At 71.6% G+C, this 10,880-nt stretch carries 10 protein-coding genes and 1 pseudogene; 7 read left to right on the plus strand and 4 right to left on the minus strand.

All coding sequences use genetic code 11. The annotated features are described in order from the left end of the window. Positions 1-411 precede the first annotated feature (411 nt). The gene (locus ACF061_RS38820) at positions 412-1,332 is read right to left on the minus strand and encodes a LysR family transcriptional regulator (protein WP_392271735.1); all 921 of its coding nucleotides are present in this window, start codon (positions 1,330-1,332) and stop codon (positions 412-414) included. A 98-nt stretch (positions 1,333-1,430) separates the two neighbouring features. Between ACF061_RS38820 and ACF061_RS38825 the strand changes: the two genes are divergently transcribed. Then, positions 1,431-1,796 (plus strand): YybH family protein, encoded by a 366-nt coding sequence (locus ACF061_RS38825; RefSeq protein ID WP_392271736.1) that lies wholly within the window; start codon positions 1,431-1,433, stop codon positions 1,794-1,796. A gap of 209 nt (positions 1,797-2,005) precedes the next feature. Here ACF061_RS38825 and ACF061_RS38830 read toward each other — a convergent pair. After that, positions 2,006-2,358 (minus strand): annotated as a pseudogene (locus tag ACF061_RS38830) (hypothetical protein); the annotation flags it as partial. A gap of 906 nt (positions 2,359-3,264) precedes the next feature. On the opposite strand from ACF061_RS38830, the gene ACF061_RS38835 reads away from it, so the two are divergent. After that, positions 3,265-3,870, plus strand: a complete 606-nt coding sequence (locus ACF061_RS38835) for a DNA-binding response regulator (RefSeq protein ID WP_392271737.1) — start codon at positions 3,265-3,267, stop codon at positions 3,868-3,870. Between the two features lie 65 nt (positions 3,871-3,935). Here ACF061_RS38835 and ACF061_RS38840 read toward each other — a convergent pair whose 3' ends face one another. After that, positions 3,936-5,306: a TrpB-like pyridoxal phosphate-dependent enzyme gene (locus tag ACF061_RS38840; RefSeq protein ID WP_392271738.1), complete on the minus strand. Its 1,371-nt coding sequence runs from the start codon at positions 5,304-5,306 to the stop codon at positions 3,936-3,938. Between the two features lie 139 nt (positions 5,307-5,445). After that, complete coding sequence (locus ACF061_RS38845; RefSeq protein ID WP_392271739.1) at positions 5,446-6,459, minus strand: DMT family transporter; 1,014 nt, start codon at positions 6,457-6,459, stop codon at positions 5,446-5,448. A gap of 172 nt (positions 6,460-6,631) precedes the next feature. Between ACF061_RS38845 and ACF061_RS38850 the strand changes: the two genes are divergently transcribed. The 5 genes from ACF061_RS38850 to ACF061_RS38870 are packed head-to-tail and all read left to right on the plus strand — an operon-like array spanning position 6,632 to position 10,436. Further along, a complete protein-coding gene (locus tag ACF061_RS38850; protein WP_392271740.1) occupies positions 6,632-7,798 on the plus strand; it encodes an aminotransferase class I/II-fold pyridoxal phosphate-dependent enzyme in 1,167 nt (388 codons plus the stop codon). After that, positions 7,788-8,369 carry a DUF6190 family protein gene (locus tag ACF061_RS38855; RefSeq protein WP_392271741.1) on the plus strand — a complete coding sequence of 194 codons (582 nt, stop codon included), beginning with the start codon at positions 7,788-7,790 and terminating at the stop codon, positions 8,367-8,369. The genes ACF061_RS38850 and ACF061_RS38855 overlap by 11 nt, the downstream gene beginning before the upstream one ends. Further along, positions 8,366-9,301 (plus strand): dihydrodipicolinate synthase family protein, encoded by a 936-nt coding sequence (locus ACF061_RS38860; RefSeq protein WP_392271742.1) that lies wholly within the window; start codon positions 8,366-8,368, stop codon positions 9,299-9,301. Before ACF061_RS38855 ends, ACF061_RS38860 begins: the two co-directional genes overlap by 4 nt. 5 nt (positions 9,302-9,306) lie before the next feature. After that, positions 9,307-10,161 carry an iron-containing redox enzyme family protein gene (locus ACF061_RS38865; RefSeq protein ID WP_392271744.1) on the plus strand — a complete coding sequence of 285 codons (855 nt, stop codon included), beginning with the start codon at positions 9,307-9,309 and terminating at the stop codon, positions 10,159-10,161. Further along, the gene (locus tag ACF061_RS38870; protein ID WP_392271743.1) at positions 10,158-10,436 is read left to right on the plus strand and encodes a Rieske 2Fe-2S domain-containing protein; all 279 of its coding nucleotides are present in this window, start codon (positions 10,158-10,160) and stop codon (positions 10,434-10,436) included. Before ACF061_RS38865 ends, ACF061_RS38870 begins: the two co-directional genes overlap by 4 nt. Positions 10,437-10,880: the final 444 nt, after the last annotated feature.

The raw sequence follows: 10,880 nt of genomic DNA on the forward strand, positions 1-10,880 counted from the left end.
CCTTCCCTTTCGCTCGCCAACGTTAGGGAGGACCAGGCCTGCCGCACCCGACATCCTGTGCCCGCTCCGGTCGGGTGCGGCAGGTCCACCGGGGTGGCAGGGCTCCGTTGCTTCCTCCGGAGCGAGACAGGCCTGACGGAGCCCTGTCGGCCGGCGCGCCGACGGCCGGGGGAGACCCGAGAACGCTCGAGCCACCCCCGTCACGGCGACAGGACCTCGGACCCCGTGGCCTGGCGGGTGTCGGGCAGCGCGGCGGCGACGCTGGCTGTGGGAAGGTGCGGGGGCCCGGGCCGTTGACGGGCCGACCGTGGGCCGTCACGCCACCGGTCAGCTCGATGCGGTGGACCCGGTCGGTCCGCTCCGCCGCCGGCCGGACGCCGTCCGCCGCGCACAGCCGTGACGCGGCCGTTGTCAGGGGAGCCGCCCAAGGGTTCGCGGTGAGGCCGCGGGGTCGGGCCTGGCGAATGCCTGCCGACTGTGCACGAGCAGTTCGCGCACGCCGGGGCTGTGTGTGCTCTTCCAGATCAGGGCGAGCAACGCCGGTGTATCGACACCGTCGACGGTGCGGGCGGTGAGCCGGTCACGGTGGCGCGCGGCCATGGATTCGCTGAGGACGGCGACGGCGAGTCCGCGGGCGGCGAGGTCGGCGATCGCGTCCGCGGCGCCGGCTTGCAGAGTGATCGCCGGTTGGAGGCTCCGCGCGGCGCAGGCCTGGTCGAATACCGTGCGCAGGCCGGTGCCGGGCGGCATGCACACGATCGGATAGGCGGTCAGATCGCGCAAGGTGACCTGCCGCTGTCGCGCCAGGGGGTGGGCGGCCGGGACCGCCACGACGAGCCGCTCGCTGAGGATGGTCAGCGCCTCCAGTCCGTCGGGGGTGGTGGCTGCGGCCCCGATGAGCGCCACGTCGACGGTTCCGGCGCGCACCCCCTCCACGAGCCGATCGGAGCTGTCCTCCAGCAGCGAGATCTCCACACCGGGATGCGCGTGGTGGAACGCGGCGAGGGCGTCGAACAGTGGTGTGAGGGTGCAACCGACGACCATCCCGACGGTGAGCCGACCCCGGATCAGGTCGGTCACCTCACCCACCGCCTGGCCGACCGCCCCAGCGGCGGCGAGTGCGGCGCGGGCGTGTTCGAGCGCGGCCTTCCCCGCGACGGTGAGGGCGACGGTGCGGGCCGACCGGTCGAACAGCTCGGCACCGAGTTCCCGTTCCAGCTGACGGATCTGAGCGCTGACGCCGGACTGGCTGATGTGCACCCGCTCGGCCGCCCGGGTGAAGCTCCGTTCCTCGGCGACCGCGACGAAGTACTCCAGCTGCCTCAGCTCCATGTCTGTGGATTCTAACTCCCAGAAGATCCATCTGTTGGACTTCTGATCGATGGGCGACCACGCTGAGAGGAGCTGAAGCCCGACGTCAGGAGGAACCCGTGCCGGAATACGAGAAGGCCATGCGGCCGGAGGACATCACTCGTCTGTTCGTCGAACGGTCCAACGCCGGTGACGCGGCCGGTGTCGCCGCGCTCTACGAAGAGGAGGCGGTGCTGGCCCACCCGCCCGGTGAGTTGACGGTCGGGCGGGAGGCGATCCGTGCGCTGTGGGAGAAGGTGCTGGCCAACCGTCCCCGTTTCGAGCCGGAACAACCGCTGCCGACACTGGTCAGCGGCGACATCGCCCTCACCTCGACCCCGCCGAAGGACGGGACCGGCGCCCGGGCGCAGGTCGTCCGGCGTCAGCCCGACGGAAGCTGGCTGCGCCTGCTCGACCAGCCCGAATTCGTCCCACCCACCCGCTGATCGCCCCGCTTTCCACGAGACCGCGGAAGACGGAGGCTCCTGGGTGAGCTCTCGGGGGACCGCCCGCCGACGTCGGCGGGCGGTCCCCCGAGAGTGTGGTGAGTCCGCCTGCTGTTGAACGGCGGGGCCGCGGACGGCAGTCATCGAGTTCTTCGGCAGGCGAGCGATCTGCCGTTCGCCGCGGGCGAGGCAGTACAGGAGAGAGTGGCTCACCTGGCGTGGAGGGGTCCGGAGAAGGACTTGCGCAGGGAGGAAGGGGCGGCGAGGGGAGCAGTGCGGCGAGCACCCTGCCCTTGAAGGTGCTCGGCTGCCGCGTCAGCTCGACATCCACCCGGGCGCCTTCGCCCTCGAGGGTCATCCGGAAGACCCAGCCGCCGCCGGCCCCGAAGAGCTTGGAGTCGAGGGTGGTGATGGTCACCGTGTCACCGTCCGGTTCCCACTGGTAGCGCGCCCGCTCCCAGGCGGCGGCGGTGCCTTCGGTGACCTCGGCCCAGGTGTCGCCGAGGTCGTGCACCAGGAAGTGCTCGCCGTCGATCGTGGGCCAGTCCTGTGCCCGGGAGGGGCTGTCCGGCCACCGGCCGGAGGCCGTTCCCGGGAACTCCCGGGCGGCGCGCTCCCGTACACCCGCCCGGCCGCGGCCGACCGGGCACGAGGGCGATGCGACGCCCCTGCCGCCGCGTCGCGCCGGGCTGGGCCGACGTCATCCGGCCACCGCGAGCTCTCAGCCGCATCCGGCTGGATCTGTACGGATGCTGTCGCTCCTCCCCGACCTGCCCCACCGGTCTTGCCGACGCGGGCCTGCCCGTGGTCCGCCCGCTGATCCCCACGCTTCCGCCCAGCCGTGCGGCCTCGCGGCGATCGCGCGTCCCGGACCGGTGCCGGGCCGGGTGGGCAGTCGCAGAGGCCGGTCGGCACGGTCATGTTTCCGTCAGATTTCCGTCATGTTCCGGACAAGATGATGCGTAGGTCCGGTCCATTCGGCCACTCTCGGTCCATTCAGCCACCTTCCTGGAGACCGGAATGTGATGGTCCATGTCACGGTTACCGTGCCGAAAGCGCTCTGGCTGCCGCGACGCCGGTGGCCGCGCTCCGGTTCCGGCGTGGGACGGCGCGCCGCGCGGCCGTGCCCGGAACCGGGTGTGCGGGCCGCCTTCCCGCAGTCGCCGGCCTCGCCTTTCCTCGCGGCGTGGCGGGTATGGAGAAATCGCGCCACGCGCGGGGCCTCCTGGACCGCCTTTCCTCCTCACCGGTGGAATTCGGCGACTTTTCGTCTATCCTTCCACCTCGGGGTTCCGGCCCCGATGCGAATTCGACTCGACCGCGCACAGGCAGATGGAGATCCACTCCAAAAAACACACGGGGGAATCGGAACGTGGAGAACTTAAAGACGCAACAATCATCGGAGCCCGCTGTCATTCGCGTCCTCATTCTGGACGCGTCGCCGATCACGCGCAGCGGCCTGGGGGCGGTGCTGCGTTGTACGCCCGGTATCGACGTCGTGGCCGAGGCGTGCGACCAGCACGAGGCGGTGGCGCTGATGGCGGAGACCAAGCCGCACGTCGTCGTCCACACGGTGGAGAGCCCCACCGACTCCTCGGCGGCGCTGCGGCAGGCCAAGGACTGGCAGGGCAAGGTGCTGGCACTCGTCAGCGACTTCGTGTGCGACACCGCGGCGATCGGCCTCATCGGCAAGGAGGCTGACGGAACGTTGCTGCGCAGTGCGCGGGTCGACGACCTGGTGGCCGCGCTGCACATGCTCGTGGCCGGCTACTCCCTCTTCCCGGCGCCCGTCGCCGCGGCGGGGCCGGCCGAGCGCCGGCTCTCCCCGGCGGCCCTGCCCCCCTCGTCCTTCCCGAAGCAGAACTGCGCCTCGACCCCGTACCCGCTGACGCCCCGCGAACACGACGTGCTGCGCCTGCTCGGGCGGGGCCGCACCAACGCCGAGATCTCCACGCAACTCACGCTCAGCGAGAGCACCGTGAAGTCCCACGTGCAGAATCTGCTGGCGAAACTGGGGCTGCGCAACCGCGTCGAGGCGGCACTGCACGCCGTCGAGGCGGGACTGGTCGACTGACCGCGGCCGCGCCGCGCGTCACCGGGCCGCGCACCCATGGAAGGGTGCGCGGCCGGAGCCTTGTCTCAGACCGGGACCTTCGCCGAGGGCAGCTCGCCGAGGGCCCGCTCGATCTCCGCCTGGTCCGGCTCATGGTCGGTCAGGGTGTGGGCCAGGTAGGAGTCGTAGGCCGCCATGTCGAAGTTGCCGTGCCCGGAGACGTGCACCAGGATCGCCCGTGCCTCACCCGCCTCCCGTGCGGCCAGCGCCTCGTCGATCGCCCCGCGCACGCCGTGGGCGGACTCCGGGGCCATCACGAAGCCCTCGTTGCGGGCGAATTGCACGGCCGCGCTGAAGACGTCGGTCTGGGAGACCGAGCGCGCCCGTACGTGGCCGTGCTGCACCAGTGTCCCCATGGTCGGGGAGCTGCCGTGGTGGCGCAGGCCGCCGGCGTGGATGGGGGCGGGCATGAAGTTGTGACCGAGGGTGAACATCGGCAGCACCGGCCCGAGTGAGGCGGTGTCCGGGTAGTCGTAGGCGTAGGTGCCCCGGGTCAGGCTGGGGCAGGCGTCCGGCTCGACCGCGACGAAGCGGGTGCCGGAACGTTTGCCGGTCAGGGTGTCGTACAGGAACGGGTACGACAGGCCGGCGTAGCCGGAGCCGCCCCCGACGCAGCCCACCACCACGTCGGGGTAGTCGTCGGCGATCTCCAGCTGCTTCTTGGCCTCCAGGCCGATCACCGACTGGTGGATCAGCACGTTGTTGGAGATGGAGCCGAGCGCGAAACGGGTGTCCTCGCGGCTGAGCGCGTCCTGCACCGCCTCGCTGATGGCGATGCCGATCGACCCCGGGGAGTCGGGGGTCTGCGCCAGCACGGCGCGCCCGGCGTCCGTGCGCGCGCTGGGCGACGGGTGCACCTCGGCGCCCCAGGTCTCCATCAGGATCCGCCGGTAGGGCTTCTGCTGGAAGGAGGAGCGGACCATGTAGACGGTGACCTCCAGGCCGAACAGCGAGCCCGCGAAGGACAGCGCGGAGCCCCACTGCCCGGCCCCGGTCTCGCTGGTCAGCCGGCGCACCCCGTCCTGAGCCGCGTAGAACGCCTGGGCTATGGCGGTGTTGGGCTTGTGCGAGCCCGCGGGGGAGACGCCCTCGTACTTGAAGTAGATCCGGGCCGGGGTGTCCAGCGCGCGCTCCAGCCGTGTCGCGCGGTGCAGCGGGGAGGGTCGCCAGATCTGGTAGAGCTCGCGAACCCGGTCCGGGATCTCGATCCAGCGCTCCTCGGAGAACTCCTGCTCGATGACGCCCTGGGGCAGCAGCCCCGCGAGGTCCTCGGGACGCAGCGGCTCCAGCGTCTGCGGATGCAGCGCGGGCGGCGGGCTCGCCGGCAGGTCGGGAACGATGTTGTACCAGTGGTCCGGAAGGTCTGCGGCGCTGAGGACGACGTGCGTGGTGGCCATGGTTTTCGCATCCTCACAGGAGGGAGAAAAGAGAGGCGGCGCGGTGGCGCCGAGATGCCGGATTCGGGTCCCACGGGGACCTGGGCCCCCATGCTAGGAATGCGATTCCTCGCCCGCTACCAGGCGAAATGAGGAAAGTTCACCGATCGTCATCCGCCGTCGGTACCGGCACTTTCGGATCCGCCGCACCGGTTCCCGGCCCCTCTGGCGCGGCCGCGCCGGGCGCGGGTCCGGTGTCGTGGGCCGGCGCGGACAGGCCCGCGCTGAGCCCCGTACCGACCAGAAGACTGCCCACGACCTGGGCCGCGCCGAGCGTACCGCTGCCGACGATCGGCGCGGTGAACGCCGCCGCGACCGGGATGAGCCCGGCGAACAGGCTGGTCGCCTCGGGGCCGAGGGAGCGCAGGCCGAGGTAGTAGAGGATGAACGCCGCCGCGGTCACCGCCACCGCCAGGTAGCACAGGGCGCCCAGTTCGCGTGGGTGCGGCCAGCGCAGCTCCCCGGCGGGCAGTTCGACCGCCGAGGTCAGGACGCCCATCTCGACCGTGGCCAGGACGCAGACGTAGGTCGCCACCGGGATCGCTCCCAGCCGGGGCAGCAACGGCACCGCCAGCAAGGTGAAGCACACCTCGCCCAGCAAGGCCAGCAGGGAGAACCCGAAACCGCCCGCGCTGCCGCGCCCGAAGCCGATGAGCAGCGCGGCGCCGACGACCACCAGCGCCGCCGAGACGGTCAGACGTCCCGACACCCGGCGCCGGCTCAGCAGGGGACCGGCGATCGCCACCAGCAGCGGGGTGGCGCCGACGATCACGCCGAGCACGGCGGGTTCGGCGGAACGCAGTGCGGCCAGGCAGGCCAGATTGAAGCCGACCAGGCCGGTCCCGGCGAGCAGTGCCAACAGCGCCCACTCGCGTCCGGTCGGACGCGGCCATGACACGCGCCCGACGACGGACAGCAGCGACAGGCTCAGGGCGCCCAGCGCGAACCGCAGGGTCTGACCGCTCAGGAAGGGGTAGTGCGTCAGCAGGCTGGTGGCCACGAAGGAGGTGCCTGCCAGCGCGGTGCCAAGTGCCGCGCACAGCGCCCCCATGGTCCGAGAAGGCGCCGCTCCCGCCGCCGGCCGTCCGGCTCCGCCCGATTCACTTGAGGTCATGCGGGCAGGTTATCGGCGGAATTCGCTATTCCACCAGCGTACTTTCGGATAGCCCGCCGTTTGACTCCGCCAATGGTTCCTCATCAATTCTGGCGTGGTCCCGGCCGCCCGTGCTCCCTACCATTCCAGGCGTCATCAGCGTACGAATGGCGTCCTGCGCGGAGGAGCGGATATGTCGTCCCCGGATTTGATCGACCTCACCCAGCACGAGATCAGGGCTCTGCGCACTCGGTACAACCTGGCCGACGCCCATACGCATCAGCGGCAGTCCGGTAGCCAGGACAAGATCGTCTCAAGACTGCCCGCGCTGTGGTACGAGTCGGAGGAGCGGCAGCAGGCGCACTTCGAGCGGCAGTTCACCGAGGCGTTCTTCCGCCTGCACGGCCAGACGACCGCGCCCGGCCTGGGCCGCACGCTGCTGTCGTACTCGGCCAGCGTGTCCACCATGGTCGCGGCGATGTACCTACGCCGGCACGACTGCACCGTCTCCCTGGTGGAACCCTGCTTCGACAACCTGGTGGACCTCCTCAAGTACCTCGGGACGCCGCCCGCCGCACTGCCCGAGGACGCGCTGGCGGACCCGGACACCGTCTACACCGAGCTGACCCGCCTGGTGACGACGGACGCGCTGTACCTGGTCGATCCCAACAACCCCACGGGATTCACGCTGTTCACCGACGGCGGCCGCGGGTTCGAGGAGGTCCTGCGGTTCTGCCGTGACCAGCGCAAGTTGCTGGTGCTGGACTTCTGCTTCGCCTCCTTCGCCCTGCACAACGGCCTGGCCCAGCGCCCCGACGTGTACCGGATGCTGGAGGAGTCCGGGGCCGACTACCTCGCCATCGAGGACACGGGCAAGACATGGCCGGTCCAGGACGCCAAGTGCGCCCTGCTGACAGCGAGCGCGGACATCTACGAGGAGGTGTACAACCTGCACACCTCGGTGCTGCTCAACGTCTCCCCCTTCGTGCTGAACTTCCTCACCCACTACGTCGAGGATTCCGTCGCGGACTCCTTCGCCTCGGTGCGCGAGGTGATCGACGCCAACCGGGCCACGCTGCGGCGCGAACTGCCCGACTCGGTCCTGGAACTGATGGACGCGCGGGTGGACACCAGTGTCGCCTGGCTGCGCATCCGCCCCTCCGGCCTCACCGCGAGCGACATCCACACGCGGCTTCTGCAGGCCGAGGTCTACGTGCTGCCGGGGACGTACTTCTACTGGGACAACCCTGGGCGGGGAGAGCGCTACGTGAGGATCGCACTGGCGCGCCCGCCCGAGCAGTTCGCCGTCGCCGTACGGGTGATCCGCGAGACGCTGGGCTCCTCCTCCCATGAGCAGTGACGCGGGCACCCCGCTCCCGGCGGCCGTCCCGGGCCTCGGGGCGCTGATCGACGCCTCGCTGTTCATGGGCATGCACAGCACCGACGACCGGGTCAGAACCGCCTGCAAGAACTTCTTCGTCCGGCAACTGGCGGCGCGCCGCCCGCTGGCCATGACACTGGAGCAGGTGGGGCTCTGCGACGACCTGATCTGGCGGCGGCCGCGCGCCGTGCAGGACGCCTACTACCCCTTCATGGACAACCTGCACAGCGAACTGCGGATCGCCCGCTTCGGCTACCGGCAGGGCGACGTGCGCACCGCCCTGGAGGCCGCCGCGCTCAGGGGCCTGCCGATCGCCGACGCACTGCTGCTGGCTCCGGCCGTGCACCGGGGCGGCCGGCTGCACACGGTGTCGCCGCGCCTTAAGGAGTGGCCCGGCGCGGGAGCGCTCCTCAGCACACCCCCGGACGGTCCCGAGGCGGCGTTCCCCCCGCGGCTGGAAGAGCTGTACCGCCACTCGCTGGCGCTCCGCGTCGACCTGGCCCTCCTGGACCGCATCTCCCGCCCCGACGACGATGTGGACTCACCATGACGATCCCCGAGACCCCGCAGAAGCCCCCGGCGCCGCCGGGCGCCGGCGTCACCTGGGAAGCCGGCGCGGACCGGGCGGCCGAGGGCCCGGCCTCAGGCCGACCCCGCACCGCAGGCGCCCCACTCTCCGGCGTGGTCGTGCCGCTGGTCACCCCGCTCGACAGGCGGGGCCGGGTCCGCACGGACGACGTGGCACGGCTGATCGACTCGATCCGCGCCGAGGTGACCGGCCTGATGCCGACCCTCAGCTCGGGCGAGGGCTGGCTGCTGACCGAGGCACAGTGGCACGACATGGTGGCGGCCACCGTGCGCCACGCCGACGGCCTGCCGGTCATCGCGGGTGTGCAACTGCCCGGCACCGGCGCCGTGGTGGCCCGGGCCCGGCTCGCCGCCGAACTGGGCGCCGACGGGGTGGCGGTGACCACGCCCTTCGGCGAGGGCGTCGGCCAGGAGGACATCGTCACCCACTATGAACAGGTGCTCGACGCCGGGTCGCCGGTGCTCGTGTACAACGAGGAGGCCCTGTCCGGCAACCGCATCGAGGCGGGGACGCTGGCGCGGATCTGCCGGCTCCCGGGCGTGATCGGAGTGAAGGAGTCCAGCGGCGACCCGGCGTTCACCCGACGGCTGGTGGCGGCCGGTCTGGAAGTGCCGGTCTTCGAGGGCTGGGAGAACCTGCTGTCCCAGGTCCCCGGCGTCGCGGGGTTCATCGGGCCGCTGGCCAATCTGGAGCCTGCCCTGTGCACGGCACTGCTGCGGAACCCGACGCCGGCGCTCCAGGCCGAGGTCGACACGGCGTGCGAGACGTACGGCGTCCTGCGCGACGACTGGTACCTGCACGTCAAGCGCGCCCTGGTGGCCCGAGGCGTCATCGGCACGGACGCCACGGCGGAAAGCGCCCGTGCGGTCGCCGCGGCGGAGGCGGCACCGTGAGCACGATGCCGGGCGGTGCTCCCGCACTGCCGCTTTCACCCACCGTGCAGCAGCGGCTGTACTGGCACAATCGGACCGTCCCCGACGCCGCCGGATACGCCGAACTGCTCACACTCGAGGCGGTGTGGCCGCGCGCCGAGGCGGACGCGCTGGCGGAGGCGGCGCCCGCCTTCGGCTCGCTGAGCCGTCTCCTCGACGCGCTCGAAGAGCGCCTGCGCGGCGAGGAGAACGATCCCTCGCCCAGCGAGCGGTACCTGGCCGAGCACGCGACGGCGGCCGAGTTCGCACACGTCGCCGCGCAGTTCGCCGTGGACGGGCTCGTCGAGTCCCAGTCGCACCTGGGCGTGCTGCCGCGGCTGACGCGCCGGGCCCGCATGGCGGTCATGCGGGTGCTCATCGACGAGTTCGGGTGCGGCAACGAGACGCAGGAACACGCCCGGCTGTACGAACAGCTGATGGCGGAGCTGGGACTGTCCACCGACCCCTTCCACCACGCCGCCAGGGCCTGCGAGGAGACGCTCGCCTATGTCAACCTCTTCCACTGGCTGGCCTCCCGGGCGCCCACCCCCGACTACTTCCTCGGCGCCTACGCCTACTTCGAGTCCAGCGTGCTCCATGGTTTCCGCTGCTACGCCACGGCCTGCGCCCGGCTGGGCATCGCCAACGGCCAGTACTACGACGAGCACCTGCACATCGACGCCTTCCACAGCCGTGAGATGGTGGCCGCGCTGCGCGCCTGGGACCGGGAGCACGGCGCGGACCTGGGAAGGGTGTGGGCCGGTATCGAACTGACCAGTGCGACCATCGCCCGTGCCACCGATGCGGCGGTCCGCCTGGCCCGCGCGGAGGCCGGCCGGTGAGCGGCTCGGAGGAGGCAGCCGGGCGGCCCCGGCTGCGTCAGCTCGACGCGGACACGGTGGCCGTGGAGTGGCAGGGCCCGCACGGTCAGGACGGCGTGCTCGTCGAGGCGCGCTGCCCGCACCGGGGCGGCCTGCTGCGTCACGCCCACGTGAACGCCGCGGCGACCCGCCTGGTGTGCCCCCTGCACCACTCGGCCTTCGACCTGACCGACCACGGCGCCCAGACCTCCGGTCCGCCATGCCGCGCACTGCGCGTCCGCCCTCTGCCGCAGTGAGCCGGGGGGCGGGCCCCGCCGGTTTCGCTCGGGTCACCGGGCTGCGCCTGCCGTAGGGTGCTGAGGGGCGATTGCGAACCGGCCCGGTCAACTGCGTTGGTTCTCGGAGTACTTCTCCGATGTGGATCCGCCGCCGGGGCAGGGCCGGTCACTCGGACCAGGTCGATCACGCCCGTCGGAGACGACGCCGGCGGTCGGGACGGGGTGGTCGCGGGCGGCGGACAGGGCGATGGTCCCGAGCGCCAGGGCCCTGCCGGTCAGCCCGGTCACGGGCCGGCCCCGGGCCTGCCTGGTCCCGCGGGCCGCGTGAGTCGTCATGACGCCGCGGGTAATCGACCCTTCTCCCGTGTCCCGGAACCATGGGCGGTGTACCCGTTCGACGCACCGCGCCACCTGACTCCGGGAGATCGCATGCCGTACTTCACCAGCCCCGTCGACGGCGCC

The organism is Streptomyces sp. NPDC015220, from assembly GCF_043079345.1.
Lineage (GTDB): Bacteria > Actinomycetota > Actinomycetes > Streptomycetales > Streptomycetaceae > Streptomyces.

Coding starts and splice junctions, on each gene's coding strand:
- ACF061_RS38820 (WP_392271735.1), bottom strand. CDS start 1,332: ATGGAGCTGAGGCAGCTGGAGTACTTCGTCGCGGTCGCCGAGGAACGG.
- ACF061_RS38840 (WP_392271738.1), bottom strand. CDS start 5,306: ATGGCCACCACGCACGTCGTCCTCAGCGCCGCAGACCTTCCGGACCAC.
- ACF061_RS38845 (WP_392271739.1), bottom strand. CDS start 6,459: ATGACCTCAAGTGAATCGGGCGGAGCCGGACGGCCGGCGGCGGGAGCG.
- ACF061_RS38850 (WP_392271740.1), top strand. CDS start 6,632: ATGTCGTCCCCGGATTTGATCGACCTCACCCAGCACGAGATCAGGGCT.
- ACF061_RS38855 (WP_392271741.1), top strand. CDS start 7,788: ATGAGCAGTGACGCGGGCACCCCGCTCCCGGCGGCCGTCCCGGGCCTC.
- ACF061_RS38860 (WP_392271742.1), top strand. CDS start 8,366: ATGACGATCCCCGAGACCCCGCAGAAGCCCCCGGCGCCGCCGGGCGCC.
- ACF061_RS38865 (WP_392271744.1), top strand. CDS start 9,307: ATGCCGGGCGGTGCTCCCGCACTGCCGCTTTCACCCACCGTGCAGCAG.